The 14,505-nt window shown below is 44.6% G+C and carries 11 protein-coding genes and 1 pseudogene; 5 read left to right on the top strand and 7 right to left on the bottom strand.

Features of this window, described 5'->3' with window-relative positions:
- Positions 1–139 precede the first annotated feature (139 nt).
- Positions 140–532: a hypothetical protein gene (locus RH85_RS12640; protein ID WP_006712741.1), complete on the bottom strand. Its 393-nt coding sequence runs from the start codon at positions 530–532 to the stop codon at positions 140–142.
- Here RH85_RS12640 and RH85_RS12635 point away from each other — a divergent pair.
- Positions 518–1,447, top strand: a complete 930-nt coding sequence (locus RH85_RS12635; RefSeq protein WP_241210395.1) for a BsuBI/PstI family type II restriction endonuclease — start codon at positions 518–520, stop codon at positions 1,445–1,447. The two genes, RH85_RS12640 and RH85_RS12635, sit on opposite strands and share 15 nt — an antisense overlap.
- 149 nt (positions 1,448–1,596) lie before the next feature.
- Here RH85_RS12635 and RH85_RS12630 read toward each other — a convergent pair.
- Positions 1,597–1,806, bottom strand: a pseudogene (locus RH85_RS12630) (iron-containing alcohol dehydrogenase); the annotation flags it as partial.
- Positions 1,807–2,055: 249 nt separating this feature from the next.
- Here RH85_RS12630 and RH85_RS12625 point away from each other — a divergent pair.
- Positions 2,056–2,325 (top strand): GrxA family glutaredoxin, encoded by a 270-nt coding sequence (locus RH85_RS12625; protein ID WP_006712735.1) that lies wholly within the window; start codon positions 2,056–2,058, stop codon positions 2,323–2,325.
- A gap of 207 nt (positions 2,326–2,532) precedes the next feature.
- Positions 2,533–4,215: an aspartate:alanine antiporter gene (locus RH85_RS12620; RefSeq protein WP_006712732.1), complete on the top strand. Its 1,683-nt coding sequence runs from the start codon at positions 2,533–2,535 to the stop codon at positions 4,213–4,215.
- A 94-nt stretch (positions 4,216–4,309) separates the two neighbouring features.
- Here the strand turns inward: RH85_RS12620 and metE are convergent, their stop codons facing one another.
- Positions 4,310–6,592 carry a 5-methyltetrahydropteroyltriglutamate--homocysteine S-methyltransferase gene (gene metE, locus RH85_RS12615; RefSeq protein ID WP_006712730.1) on the bottom strand — a complete coding sequence of 761 codons (2,283 nt, stop codon included), beginning with the start codon at positions 6,590–6,592 and terminating at the stop codon, positions 4,310–4,312.
- A gap of 294 nt (positions 6,593–6,886) precedes the next feature.
- Here metE and RH85_RS12610 point away from each other — a divergent pair, with 294 nt between their 5' ends.
- Positions 6,887–7,798, top strand: a complete 912-nt coding sequence (locus tag RH85_RS12610; protein ID WP_006712727.1) for a LysR substrate-binding domain-containing protein — start codon at positions 6,887–6,889, stop codon at positions 7,796–7,798.
- A 91-nt stretch (positions 7,799–7,889) separates the two neighbouring features.
- Here the strand turns inward: RH85_RS12610 and RH85_RS12605 are convergent, their stop codons facing one another.
- Both RH85_RS12605 and RH85_RS12600 read right to left on the bottom strand, forming a co-directional pair.
- On the bottom strand, positions 7,890–8,090 hold the full coding sequence (locus tag RH85_RS12605; protein WP_006712726.1) for a DUF4250 domain-containing protein: 201 nt from the start codon (positions 8,088–8,090) through the stop codon (positions 7,890–7,892).
- A gap of 184 nt (positions 8,091–8,274) precedes the next feature.
- Complete coding sequence (locus RH85_RS12600; RefSeq protein ID WP_006712724.1) at positions 8,275–8,976, bottom strand: hypothetical protein; 702 nt, start codon at positions 8,974–8,976, stop codon at positions 8,275–8,277.
- Between the two features lie 235 nt (positions 8,977–9,211).
- Here RH85_RS12600 and RH85_RS12595 point away from each other — a divergent pair, with 235 nt between their 5' ends.
- Positions 9,212–11,650 (top strand): YgiQ family radical SAM protein, encoded by a 2,439-nt coding sequence (locus tag RH85_RS12595; RefSeq protein ID WP_006712722.1) that lies wholly within the window; start codon positions 9,212–9,214, stop codon positions 11,648–11,650.
- 109 nt (positions 11,651–11,759) lie between these two features.
- Here the strand turns inward: RH85_RS12595 and serC are convergent, their stop codons facing one another.
- On the bottom strand, positions 11,760–12,842 hold the full coding sequence (serC, locus tag RH85_RS12590) for a 3-phosphoserine/phosphohydroxythreonine transaminase (protein ID WP_006712721.1): 1,083 nt from the start codon (positions 12,840–12,842) through the stop codon (positions 11,760–11,762).
- A gap of 208 nt (positions 12,843–13,050) precedes the next feature.
- A complete protein-coding gene (locus RH85_RS12585; RefSeq protein WP_006712719.1) occupies positions 13,051–14,319 on the bottom strand; it encodes a DUF945 family protein in 1,269 nt (422 codons plus the stop codon).
- Between the last annotated feature and the right edge of the window lie 186 nt (positions 14,320–14,505).

The raw sequence follows: 14,505 nt of genomic DNA, 5'->3' as shown, positions 1-14,505 counted from the left end.
TTTAACAGGTTTAGTAATAGTATTACATACGGCATTCAACGCTATTTGCATAGTTTTGATCTAAATTACAGCCCAATAAAAACCACATCAAAGGATGTTGTCATAAACGAAGTCTATGAGTTAATTGTAATCAAATTTCTCACAGTAGATGACCCATAATTTGGTCTACACGTTTTTGGTCAAAACTAACAAAGTCAACCATGTTTCCCATAGCTACGAGTTGCTGTTTTGTAGGGTTGCGCAATGTTCTAAGATCAGTTGCATTGACTTGTGTGTGACCGTTCATTTGATGAAAATATTGATCAACCAAAGTGCTGTTCAGAAATACCCATAGACCTTTTGCAAGATCACTATCTAACGGCTTACCCATTGGGTGAAAGTAGTTCGTTTTATTATCAAATCCAACGGCATCTACATCAGCAGTATCAGCAGTATCAGCAGTATCAGCAGTATAAATTGAAGCAACTATTCGACGTTTCTCTTCTTTGGCCGTAAGTCTACGAGTTAAAACATAAGATTGCCAAAACAGCAATACAATGACAGATCAGCTTGGGTGTTTTTAGCACTGGCTAATATCAAACCAACCGATGATTGGAGTGTAGCGACTGCCCCACTATTGCCTACCGTTGATATTATGGACTTTATACGTTCTCTGTATGGTAAAGACTACAAACCTAATTCTCGTGAGACAATTAGAAGACAGACCCTATACCAATTTGACCAAGCTCAAGTCGTTGATAGAAACCGTGATAACCCAGCAAGAGCAACAAATAGCAAAGACAATAATTATTCTTTGAACCAGCCTATCATCGATATTTTACATGCTTACCCGAATGGTGATTGGAAAGCGTTAGTTAATAAATTCCTGAAAGATGTTCCAACTCTACAAGCTATGTTTGATCGAACTATCAACAAAGAAAAAATTGCAGTGCTCTTACCTAATGGGGACGAAATAAAGCTTTCACCAGGTGCTCACAATCAACTACACGCTGATATTGTTCACGAATTTTGCCCTCGTTTCGTAGGTAAGAACGGTAAAGTTCTTTATATCAGTGATACAGCAAGTAGTAGAGATGAGGGTGGCAAACATATGATTCTGGAAACCGAATATTTAGAATCATTGAACGTTCCTCCTATGTCACACGATAAGCTTCCCGATGTCGTTGTTTATGATGAACAACGTAAATGGTTATTTTTGATTGAAGCAGTAACAAGCCACGGTCCTGTAAGCCCGAAAAGATGGCTTGAACTTGAAAAAGCTTTGGATGGTTGTTCTGTCGGGCGAGTTTATGTAACAGCTTTCCCTCATAGAGCTGAGTTTAGAAAAAATGCTGCTGATATTGCGTGGGAAACTGAAGTTTGGATAGCAGATAATCCAGATCATATGATTCACTTCAATGGTGATCGTTTTCTCGGTCCACATGACAATAAACCTGAAATCAGCTAATTTTATAAACCCTGAAATGTCAGGGTTTATAATAGCAACACCCTGATTTATAAGTAGTATATCCCGAACCCAATCACAGTCTAAATGAAATACGGCCACTCCTAATATTAACTTTGCTTCACCTCCTAATATATTGCATTTGATCCTGATACAATGGTGATATTAGGTTCACCGCTGATAGCGACATGCTGATAACGCATATTTTGCATTTTGAGATAATTGAGGATGGGCGAGGCACGCTCGATTTTTTGTCCGGTCACCAATAACACGCTGTAGCCAAATTGGTTAAGAACCGACAAAGAGGATTGCAACGCATCTTCACCAAAAATGATGCGTGTGGAGGTCATGAATTGGAACATGCCAAGTACACTCCTTAGGCTAAATTGAACTAAAACTAGCTTGCCTTGTAGCGAAAGAAAATAAATTGACGTAGCGCTCCTTGTGGTAAATAGCCCTACTTTTTTTAAGACTTTCGCGACTTGAATCGTGTGTTGTGTTTATTTTTCTAGCAATAGATTTTACCTATCGAATCAAGAGGTAAATCGATCTTTATTTTCCTCATTGATTGAGGCATAGTGACACGTAACAAAATACAGGAGAAAGAATTTATGTTCGTCGTTATCTTTGGTCGCCCAGCATGTCCTTTTTGTGTTCGTGCAAAAGAACACGCAGAAACCCTAAAAGCAAAACGTGACGACTTTAACTACCGTTACGTTGACATTCAAGCTGAAGGTATTTCAAAAGCGGACCTAGAAAAAACCGTTGGTAAACCTGTTGAAACGGTTCCTCAAATCTTCATCGACCAAGATCACATTGGTGGTTGTACTGAATTTGAAGCATACGCGAAAGAGCACTTGGGTCTATTCGACGACGAGTAAACGCTCAACCTTCTTTTTAAAACCGCTGTTCTCAGCGGTTTTTTCATATCTAACATAGTCTTAGCATTACTCCAGATAATCGTTTCCCCCTAATAAAAATAATAGTAGTTTCTACTTATATTTTTCATTATTTGAGCTACAATTTGCACGATTTCTTATCTGCTCACGTAAGTGAGTTTTTACTGGCACAGCACAAGAATTGCCCCTGTGAACATTGACGTAGTACTCTTGCTTGAACAAAACCCCATCCTATTGATTTTCGTCGTGCTAGCGATTGGCCTTGCTATTGGCAAAATTCGCTTTGGCAACCTCCAACTTGGCAACTCTATTGGTGTCTTAATCACATCGTTGATTATGGGCCATCTGGGTTTCACGTTTAATGCCGACGCTCTCACCATAGGTTTCATGTTATTCATCTACTGTGTCGGTATTGAAGCTGGCCCTAACTTTTTCGGTATCTTTTTCCGGGATGGGAAACACTACTTTATTCTCAGCTTAGTGGTGCTTTCCACTGCGCTATTGATCACCCATTATTGCAGCCAATACCTTGGGCTCGATTTTGGTTTGGCCGCAGGCATGATGGCGGGTGCGCTTACCTCAACGCCTGTGCTAGTAGGTGCACAAGACGCACTGAACTCCGGACTGGCCACGATTCCACGTAATATGGACTTTGGTCTGGTGCTGGAGAATCTTTCGGTTGGTTATGCGATGGCCTATTTGATTGGCCTTATCAGCATGATTATGTTTGCCAAGTTGCTGCCGAAACTGCAAAAAGAGAACCTATCGGATTCCGCGCAAAAGATCGCGCAAGAACGTGGCCTTGGCGGTTCAAGCCAGCGTAAGGTTTACTTACCTATCATTCGTGCCTACCGTGTAGGCCCTGAACTGATAGATTGGACCGATGGCAAAAACCTACGTGAACTTGGCATTTATCGCCAAACCGGTTGCTACATCGAACGTATTCGCCGTGGTGGTATTCTGGCTCATCCAGATGGCGATGCGATTTTGCAAGAAGGCGATGAAATTGCGTTGGTAGGTTTCCCTGATAGCCATGCGCGTCTCGACCCGAGCTTCCGTAACGGTAAAGAAGTATTTGACCGCAACTTGCTCGATCTGCGCATCGCGGAAGAAGAGATCGTGGTAAAAAGCGACTCGATTGCCGGTAAACGCCTGTCTGATTTAAATCTCTCGGAATACGGCTGTTTCCTTAACCGTGTGGTGCGTGCACAAATCGAAATGCCAATGGATCTTGATATTGTGTTGGCCAAAGGTGACGTACTGCAAGTCAGCGGAGAAAAAAGCCGCGTACATGGTCTAGCGGAAAAAATCGGTTTCATCTCTATTCACAGCCAAATGGCTGACTTACTTGCGTTCTGTAGCTTCTTCATTTTGGGGATTCTATTTGGCCTGATCACCATGACGTTTGGTCAAGTATCATTTGGCCTTGGTAACGCTGTTGGTCTATTGCTTTCAGGGATCACGCTGGGCTTCTTACGTGCCAACCACCCTACTTTTGGTTATGTGCCTCAAGGAGCATTGAACATGGTCAAAGATCTTGGTTTGATGTTCTTTATGGTGGGGATTGGCTTGAGTGCCGGCGGAAAAATGTTTGAGCACCTCGCGCAAACGGGCCCACAAGTGATTGGTTTAGCTTTCTTGGTGAGCGTTGTTCCGGTTGTTCTCGCTTATTTGGTCGGCGCGTATGTGTTAAAAATGAACCGAGCACTGCTGTTTGGTGCCATCATCGGTGCACGTACCTGTGGGCCTGCAATGGATATTGTGAATGAACATGCTAAATCCACGATCCCTGCACTGGGTTACGCGGGTACGTATGCAATCGCCAATATCTTGATGACCTTAGGTGGTACCTTGTTGATTATCCTCAGCTAATACGGCTTATCAAACATAATATATATTGCATTTATAACCACAAGCCCCGCTCTATCAGCGGGGCTTGTTCGTTTTACTCTACACCAAATTTGATTTAGGCAAATTCTTTACGTAACTTCTTCGCCGCAGAAACCATGTTGGCCAATGAGACTTCTGTTTCCGCCCAGTTGCGGGTTTTCAAGCCACAATCAGGGTTGACCCAAAGACGCTGCGCTGGAATTTTCTCAGCCGCTTTACTAATTAAACCTTCAATCCACTCTTGCGATGGGATATTTGGTGAGTGAATGTCGTAAACTCCGGGGCCGATTTCGTTCGGGTAATTAAACTCCTCGAATGCTTTCAGCAGTTCCATGTTTGAACGCGAGGTTTCAATGGTAATCACGTCAGCATCTAGCGCGGCAACAGAATCAATGATTTCATTGAACTCGGAGTAACACATATGGGTGTGAATTTGTGTCTCTGGTTTAGCACTGGCTGCGGAAATCTTAAAGGCATCCACCGCCCACTCCAAGTATGCTTTGTGATCACGTTTTTTCAGCGGTAGCCCCTCACGGATAGCAGGTTCGTCAATTTGGATGATATTGATGCCTGCATCTTGTAAATCTGACACCTCATCACGCAGGGCGAGTGCCAATTGGTTAGCAATCTCCTCACGAGTGATATCTTCTCGAGGGAATGTCCAACATAGAATCGTCACTGGACCTGTCAGCATCCCTTTCATCTGCTTGCTGGTTAGAGACTGCGCATAAGTAGACCAACCTACCGTCATTGGTTGCTCACGTTCAATGTCCGCCACCACAATTGCCGGTTTCACACAGCGCGAGCCATAACTCTGCACCCAGCCAAACTTTGTGGTTTGGAAACCAGCCAGATTTTCAGCAAAGTATTCCACCATGTCGTTACGTTCTGCTTCACCATGCACTAGTACATCGAGATCTAGGGCTTCTTGGCGTTTAACCGCATCTTCAATATGCCCTTTCAACGCGACATCGTATTCAGCTTGTGACAATTTTCCCGTTCTAAACGCGCTACGCTGTAAACGAATTTTGCTAGTTTGAGGGAAGGAGCCAATCGTCGTGGTTGGAAACAGCGGTAAGCCGAGTACCTCCGCTTGGTGAGCTGCACGCTCATTGTAAGGCGCACTTCGCTCAGCCAACGCTTTACTAATCCCACTAAGACGTTGTTGTACTTGTGGCTTGTTTACATGGGTTGCACTTTTGCGAGCTTTGATTGGAGCGCTGTATTGCTCACACGCTAAGATCGCCGCTTTGTCACCATCTAATGCTTTACCGAGCAAAGAAACTTCACTGACTTTCTGTTTTGCAAACGCAAACCAGCTGCGCACTTCTTCAGATAAGTTTGCTTCTAGTTCCAAATCAACTGGGCTGTGCAATAGTGAACAAGAGCTTGCAACCCACAGTTTGTTACCCAGCTTCTGTTTGATTGGATTTAACGTTTCAAGCTGGCTTGCCAAATCCGCTCGCCAAACATTACGTCCATTGACGACGCCAGCCGATAGAACCCATTCTTGTGGAAGTTTTTCAGCCACAATCGCTAGTTGATGGGGTGCGGCGGATGCATCAATATGTAAACCATCAACCTCAAGCTCGACAATACGCTCTAGCGTATCTTCAACAGAATCAAAATAGGTAGTTAAGAGCACTTTTACATCGCTACGAAGTACTTGGTAAGCCAATTTAAACGAATCTAACCACGGTTTCTCAAGTTCTAGAGACAAAATAGGCTCATCGATCTGCACCCACTCCACACCATGCTTAGCCAGTTTCGCGAGAATTGTTTGGTACGCACTCAACAAACGCGGAAGCAGTGTAAGGCGATCGAACCCCTCTTCGACCTCTTTACCAAGATACAGATAGCTCAATGGCCCCAGCAGTACTGGCTTAACATTATGGCCCGCTTTCACCGCTTCATTGACCTCTTCAAACAATTGCGGCCAGCTCACTTCAAAACTGTCGTCTTTACTAAACTCAGGCACAATATAGTGATAATTGGTGTTAAACCACTTAGTCATATCGGATGCTGCGCTACCTGAACAGCCACAATTGGCCTGTGATTGACCACGACCGACCCGGAAAAGAGTATCCAGATCAGGAAAGCCATTGCGATGACGTTTTGGCGTATGTCCAAGCAATAATGTCGTTGTCAGTACATGATCGTACCAAGCAAAATCTCCTGCAGCCACGAAACTAAGATCAGCATCAGCCTGCGTTTTCCAGTTTTTCGCGCGCAGATCGGCTCCAACTTGTTTCAGCTCGGCCTGTTCAATTTCCCCTCGCCAGTATTTTTCTAAAGCAAATTTCAATTCGCGTTTTTCACCGATTCGTGGGTAACCTAATATATGCGTTGTCGTTGTCATGTCCCTGATTCCTTATACCTATTCATTATAAATTCTGTATCAGCCATCTTTTTACTAAAACAACAAAAGATGTCTGGATGTCTAAACTATCGAACTTATCGCCATCATGAACAACCTCCAATTATTCAACTTGTTTATTAATAAAATTCATGTTGCTGTGGGAAGTTAGTTACATTCCAGCACACAGGTCATTTCGCATTCCACAAGCAAATAGACGTCTAGACGTTTACATCCAAAGTCGAAACAGGTAGGTTAGCTATATTCATGCAAAGGAAATGCAGCTGAAGGGAATTCATGATTGAGTTAAAACATCTAAGAACACTAACGTCACTGAGAGATACTGGATCGCTCACGGCCACGGCCACCGCGCTTCACCTCACCCAATCAGCGTTATCGCATCAGATAAAAGATCTGGAGTCACGGCTTGGCGGGCAATTATTTCTGCGTAAAACACGACCAGTAAAATTCACCTCCGAAGGTGAAATTCTCTTGCGCCTTGCTGATGATGTGATGCCGAGGCTGGCTAAAGCAGAAAATGAGCTTGCGAGTTTAAAGGAAGATGTCAATGGCCGATTGCACATGGCCATTGAATGCCATTCTTGTTTTCAATGGCTAATGCCGGCGTTGAAGGAATATCAAATTACTTGGCCCAGTGTCACCCTTGATTTTTCCTCTGGCTTTGGCTTTGAACCCCTTCCCGCCTTGATGAGCGGCGAGTTAGATTTGGTCATAACCTCAGATATCCAACCTCGTTCTGAGGTACATTTTGAACCACTATTTGATTTCGAGATGCGTTTAATTACGGCCGTAAATCACCCACTGGCGAGCAAAAGCAAAATTGAACCACAAGATCTAAGTGACCAAACCATGATCTCTTATCCGGTGCAAAAGCAGCGTTTAGATGTGGTTAAGCACTTTCTGCATCCTGCAGGGATCGAGCCTGCAAAATGGAAGCAATGTGATAATACCTTAATGCTAGTGCAAATGGTCTCCGCGGGGCTTGGGGTTGCAGCGCTACCGAATTGGGCGATCAGCGAATTTTCACGCCAAGGATTGATCAGTAGCGTCCCTCTCGGCGAAGGCTTATCACGCAGATTGTTTGCCGCAACGCGCAATGCCGATAAAGAAAAACGTTATTTGCAAGCTTTCTTCTCGACGGCAAAATTGCAATGCAAAAGCCATCTTGAAGGGATATCGCTCGCCTAAAAAGCCAAAACATCATCAGTTAAAGATCAAAAAAAGAGGCTTCGATGGCCTCTTTTTTTAATTGATAGATGGTATTAATTTCGTGTCAGCATTAGCGTTGGTACGCCTTGAATTGATTGGTTAACGGGTCATACTGATAACCGAGCATATCCAACTTGCCGACGACTTGTTCTACATCCATTTCATACATGCTGACTAGATCATCAAAGCTATCACACTCTAAGCGCAGCTTTTCATTAACGATGCCTAACAAGATGATGCTATCAAAGCCGCGAACGTCACTTAAATCCATAACTCCACTCCCTATTTCCCCAAGGCCTATTAATGCCAAAGTCGATATTGCGTAAGCTAATAGTTAAAAGCCTAGCTCCGATTGGAGAAATTAAAAGTGAAGCGGATCGAGTTTCGCTCGAGTTTACTCGTTGTTACAACCAATCCATCTCGTTATAACCACTTTAAGTTAGCAAGGTGCTAATCTAAAAAGCCGCCAAACTAAAAACTTGGTGGAACATTGGCTGATTAACCACCGTCACGATCAGTAAAATCACTAATGCAAAACCGAGCTGGCCTTTATTGACCGCTTTCGTCGTGAACAAATGGAAACACCAAACCACCACCGCTGAGATCAACAAAATCATACCAAGAATGGTCGGCACACTGATTGCCAGTAACGCTTCCTCACTCAGGCTATAAGCTTGCACTACCAACGTGATTGCAGTCAGCATGGCTGCCAACACACCAATCACAGGCAAAATACGTTGGAAAGCTTGCAAACGTGAACGCGCCACAACCAACAACAACTGAGCAAAACACCCACCCAAGAGCAATACTTGTATAGCAATGTTCGCACCAGAGGCAATGCTGGTTTGCTCGCCAACCATGATGCCGACATAAGCGAATGCCAAACCATTGGCAAGGTACAGCAGCCACAATGGGCCTTTCTCGCGAGTCTTACCGGTTTGCACTTGTGAGTAAAAATACCCGAGTGCCGCAGCAATCATAAAGGCTTCGATTTTTAACGACGCCACCGCCAGCCACAATACAACCAGTGGGGTCAGCATTTTGTGTACGCGACCTCGCTGACCCGGACAGATTTCACCCTTAACCAACACCATGGTTAAAATGAGTTGCGCACCTAATAGCATAGGTGCAAACGTTGCTAACAATTGCTGAATCATATGAGAAAGGCTCATGGGAATAATAATTTGCGCGGATAATACCAAATTGGGGATTTTTCGCCAGATTGTTGAACGGTTTAGGCGTCTATTCGCTCGCAATACTCACCCATGCGGAAAATGAATAAACCCTAATCTAAATAAGGCTTTCACGCAATTTGGCTATACTGAAATAGAAGGCTAGATACACATCCGATTAGCCGCTATAATTCGCGCTCACTGGAACTAAGAGCAAAATATGTACAACGACATCACTCCAATTCACGAGCACAAAAAATACTGGGCAGAATGCTTTGGTACGGCTCCTTTTTTACCGACTAGCCGTAAGGAAATGGACGCCCTAGGATGGGATAGTTGTGACATCATCATCGTAACGGGTGATGCGTACGTAGACCACCCAAGTTTTGGTATGGCGATCATCGGTCGTTTACTCGAAGCACAAGGTTTCCGCGTCGGTATTATTGCTCAGCCAGAATGGAACAATAAAGACGCATTCATGACGCTTGGTAAACCAAATCTATTTTTTGGCATTACCGCTGGTAACATGGATTCGATGATCAACCGTTACACGGCAGATAAAAAGCTACGTCACGATGACGCTTATACACCGAATAACGAAGGCGGAAAACGTCCTGACCGCGCGACATTAGTCTATTCTCAACGCTGTCGTGAAGCCTACAAAGGCACACCAATTGTATTGGGTGGTATTGAAGCGAGCCTACGTCGCCTGGCCCACTACGATTACTGGTCAGATAAAGTTCGTCGCTCTGTGCTGTTTGATGCCAAAGCAGACATCTTGCTGTTTGGTAACGCTGAACGCGCACTGGTTGAAGTGGCACATCGTCTTGCAGATGGTGAAGACATCTCAACGCTGACCAACATTCGCGGCACGGCGATCAACTTGCCAGCAGAGCCAGAAAACTTCACCATTATTGACTCTTCACGTATCGAAAAACCGCGCAAAGAAGCTTTTGTGCCACAAAACCCATACGCCGTTGAAGAGCAATGTGAAACCAAACAGGCTGAACCAGAAGCAAAAGCGATCACCATTCGCCCTTCTCGTCATGATGCCGCCACAACAGCAGTGCGCTTACCGCCGTTCGAAAAATTGAACAACGACCGTATCTTGTATGCACACGCCAGCCGCGTGATGCATCTAGAAACCAACCCGTATTCAGGTCGTGCGTTGATTCAACGCCATGGCGATCGCGAACTGTGGGTAAACCAAGCGCCAATCCCTCTTTCAACGGAAGAGATGGATTACGTGTTCGGTTTAACCTTCGCGCGCGTACCTCATCCAATGTATGGCAAAGCGAAAATCCCAGCTTACGACATGATTAAAACATCAGTGAATATCATGCGTGGTTGTTTTGGTGGCTGCTCTTTCTGCTCAATTACCGAACACGAAGGTCGCATCATCCAAAACCGCTCTCAAGAGTCAATCATCGGTGAGCTAGAAGAAATCCGTGACAAAGTTCCGGGCTTTACCGGCACCATTTCAGATTTGGGTGGCCCAACGGCAAACATGTACCGTCTTGGTTGTAGCGATCCTAAAGCGGAAGCAAACTGTCGTCGTCCATCGTGTGTTTTCCCGGGGATCTGTAACAAGCTCAATACCGACCATAAGCACACCATCGATCTTTACCGCGCTGCTCGTAAAGTGAAAGGCGTGAAGAAAGTAATGATTGCGTCAGGTGTTCGTTACGATCTTGCGATTGAATCACCAGAATACGTACGTGAGTTGGTAACGCATCACGTTGGTGGCTATTTGAAGATTGCACCGGAGCATACAGAAAAAGGTCCGCTAGATCTGATGATGAAGCCGGGTATGGGCTCATACGATCGCTTTAAAGAGATGTTTGAAAAATACAGCCAAGAAGCAGGTAAAAAGCAATACTTGATCCCTTACTTCATCTCCGCTCACCCGGGGACAGAAGATGAAGATATGGTCAACCTTGCTCTGTGGCTGAAAAAGAACAACTTTGAAACCGACCAAGTACAAAACTTCTATCCATCGCCGATGTGTAACGCGACGTCAATGTACTACTCGGAAACCAACCCACTTAAGCGGGTAAAATATAAAAAACGCGAAGAGGTTCCGGTTGCCAAAGGGGAACGCCAACGTCGTCTGCATAAAGCGTTACTTCGCTACCATGATCCAGATAACTGGCCAATCATTCGCGAAGCTCTAACCAACATGGGTAAGAAGCATCTAATTGGCGACCGACCAAACTGTCTGGTACCAGAAACAGATGGCGATGTATTAACGCCAGCGCAGCGCCGTAAATCAGGTCGTCACGGCTCGCAACGCTTTGCGACCAAGCACACAAAGAGCCAGCCTGGCTTTGGTAGCTTACGTGGTGAGAGTGGTAAACAAGGCGAAGGGAACAAGCGCGGCGAAGGTCAGTCTCAGCGCCCTGGCCAAAAACCACAAGGTGGCACTCAAGGTAAAGGTGGTTTCGGCAAGCCTAATCAACGCGGTACCAATAACCAAGGTAGCGGTAATACCAACGGTTCAGCGCCAGTAAACCGTGGGGGTAATAATCAAAGCCGTGGCAGCAATGGTAACCAATCGCAAGGAAAAGGTTCACAAGGTAAAGGCAGCGGTGCACATGTAGGCAACTCGCAAGGTAAGCGCCCTACGACCTCAGGTAACCGTAAACCTAAACATCGCTAAGCGATATCATTGACTAGCAAGATCAAAAAAGCCGACGTTTAAACGTCGGCTTTTTTTATATCAGCGCGATAAACGCTCTCTTAGCTTAAAAGAAACTAAGAGGAGCTGTTCAAGCGTTAGCGGCCTCAAATTCACGCATAAAGTCTACCAGTGCTTGCACGCCTTCTAACGGCATCGCATTGTAGATAGAAGCACGCATACCGCCAACGGCACGGTGACCTTTCAGAGCCACTAAACCACGAACTTTAGCCTGAGCGAGGAATGCCTCATCCAATTCAGGCTTCGCCAGTTGGAACGGAACATTCATGCGTGAACGGTTTGCCGGATGAACGGAGTTACGATAAAACTCTGAGCTATCAATAAAATTATAAAGCAAAGCCGCTTTTTCGCGGTTGATCTGCTCCATCGCTTCCACACCACCTTGCGCTTTAAGCCATTTAAAAACAAGGCCTGATAAATACCAAGCAAAGGTCGGTGGCGTGTTAAACATGGAATCTTTTTCCGCCAGTACTTTATAGTTCAAGAAACTTGGAACGACTTGGCTGGCAAGATCAAGTAAGTCATCACGCACGATCACAATACACAAGCCTGATGGGCCTATGTTTTTCTGTGCGCCTGCGTAAATCACACCATATTTTGAAACATCGATACGCTGAGACAAAATGTTCGATGACATATCCGCTACAATCGGCTTATCCGTTTGTGGCAAATCGTAAATCTCTACCCCATCAATGGTTTCATTTGGACAGAAATGAACATACGCCGAATCATCAGCAACGGTCCAATCACTTGCTGCCACTACGGCAACTTTACCATCAATTTTTGTTTTAGCGTCGTACGAGTCAACTTCGCAGTATTTCTGCGCTTCATCAATCGCACTTTCAGCCCAAAAACCAGCATCAATGTAAGTGGCTTTTGTCGTTTCGCCCAACAGATTCAAAGGTACTGCTGCAAACTGGGCACGCGCACCACCTTGGCAAAACAAGACTTTATAATTGTTAGGGATGTTTAATAGATCACGCAGATCTTGCTCTGCTTCTTCAGCGACTTGGATGAACTCTTTACTACGGTGGCTGATTTCCATCACCGAAGTACCAAGACTGTTCCAGTTCACCAATTCAGACTGGGCTTGCTCCATTACCGTTTTCGGTAAAGCCGCTGGTCCGGCGCTAAAATTAAATACGTTGTCCACGGATTCTTTCCTTGCTCATGCTTATGTAAGACTGTTCACATTAATACCACTTTTTTACTCGCTACAAAAGTGACAAAAGAGGTCTTAAGACCTCTTTTGTTTTTAATCGCGCTTTTTTGTTACTTTTACTCCAACGACTTGAAGATATGATTCGCCACTGAGCCGCGAATTATTGCCGTACCATCAAGACAGGTGAGTAATATAAATCTTACATCATTAACGGCAATAGTAAGCTCATCAACGGCACTTTCTGTCCATTTTCAAACACAAAACTGCCTTCTTTAAGCTCCGCCTTTACGCGATAACCTTCATCCGTTTGCTGCACAAATTCCATAATCATGCCTTCATCAACACCCTGTTGAAGTGCTGGGTATTGAGCCACTAACCCATTTGAAACAAAAGTGTCAATATGGCCTTGTAATGCAGGCATGATGCTCATCGGGTTACGTGATACATCGTTAGTCCCTTGTGGCACGGTTAACTTCCACTCAGAGGTAAACTCACCCTGACCTACCGTCATCGCTAATTTATCCATCGATAGATAAAAACCGTTAGAGAACAGGCTATCAATATGAGGGATCATCTTCTGCATGTCTTCTGTACTCATCATTGGCGCATTTTGATAAGCCAGCACCAGTTGCTCAAACGCAACCGCATCAAGTTCACCCAGAGCAAAATCAACTTCAAAGTTGCTGACTTCTTCTTGGTCCATCAACACATCACCAACGCTGATATTATGTTTGGTTGTCACACGTTTTGATGGCTCATCCATAAAAGATGAGTAAACATACTGTGCTTTTTTCAATGCAAACAGTGGGGTTTGAGCGCTGTCTAACACCGCCATATCGACTAATGCAATCTGTTGATCACCGATCCAGAAGCTATTGACTTGCTTACCTTCACCATTACCGGTGATACCAGAAACCAGCAGTTTCTCACCGCTGTTAAAATCCACTTCAATTGAAGGAACATCAAGTTGGTAGCTGACTTCACCCAATACGGTTACGTGGCCTTTAAGAGTGGAAGGGGTAACCGATAACATCGCTCCCTCTTCACCTTCACTGACCTGGTGCCAGTTATCCAATTTGAATTCAAAATCACTATTGCCGTTTAATTGCGTCACGGTATGTAGCGTTAAAGGCAAATCTGGCCAGTTGACCATTTGTGAATCTGCGCTGATACTCAATAAACCGTGGCTGAGAGTGCTATTGACAATAATCTCTGCCGGAATAGCATCCGCTTCTAATTGAGCAGCCAGCACAGGATCAGTAATAGTGTAACGTGTCTGCACTGTGGACGATAAATAACCACGATCATATTGCACAATTTCAGCCGTCACAGCGTCACTGTTCATCTGAGCGACACCATCTTCAATGACATTCTGTCCAATTTGACCAACCGCTAATGGCCAGCAGAGTACCAGGGCGATAGCACCACCAACCGCGGCGTATTTTTTTAATTGCTTCATGTCGCTCATGATTTAAAGTTTCCGTAATTTCAAATTTTAGCGTAAACCATCTCGTCCATTCAGCTAAACCAAACAGTACGAATAATCATTACAGTTTACACCAAAAAAACATTGAGATAAATCAGAGTATTGACTGAATTCTTATTGAGGCAAGATTTCTATAACTCAGCTCTCAGCAGCACAGATTGTTTCTTG

The sequence above is a fragment of the Vibrio ichthyoenteri ATCC 700023 genome (assembly GCF_000222605.1).
In the GTDB taxonomy this organism is placed as follows: domain Bacteria; phylum Pseudomonadota; class Gammaproteobacteria; order Enterobacterales; family Vibrionaceae; genus Vibrio; species Vibrio ichthyoenteri.
The sequence above is the reverse complement of the archived record's forward strand: the minus strand, read 5'-3'. Positions and strand labels throughout refer to the sequence as shown.

Excerpts from the sequence above, each read along its gene's own strand:
- RH85_RS12625 (WP_006712735.1), top strand. The coding sequence starts at position 2,056 with ATGTTCGTCGTTATCTTTGGTCGCCCAGCATGTCCTTTTTGTGTTCGT.
- metE (WP_006712730.1), bottom strand. The coding sequence starts at position 6,592 with ATGACAACGACAACGCATATATTAGGTTACCCACGAATCGGTGAAAAA.
- RH85_RS12610 (WP_006712727.1), top strand. The coding sequence starts at position 6,887 with ATGATTGAGTTAAAACATCTAAGAACACTAACGTCACTGAGAGATACT.
- RH85_RS12605 (WP_006712726.1), bottom strand. The coding sequence starts at position 8,090 with ATGGATTTAAGTGACGTTCGCGGCTTTGATAGCATCATCTTGTTAGGC.
- RH85_RS12600 (WP_006712724.1), bottom strand. The coding sequence starts at position 8,976 with ATGATTCAGCAATTGTTAGCAACGTTTGCACCTATGCTATTAGGTGCG.
- RH85_RS12595 (WP_006712722.1), top strand. The coding sequence starts at position 9,212 with ATGTACAACGACATCACTCCAATTCACGAGCACAAAAAATACTGGGCA.
- RH85_RS12585 (WP_006712719.1), bottom strand. The coding sequence starts at position 14,319 with ATGAGCGACATGAAGCAATTAAAAAAATACGCCGCGGTTGGTGGTGCT.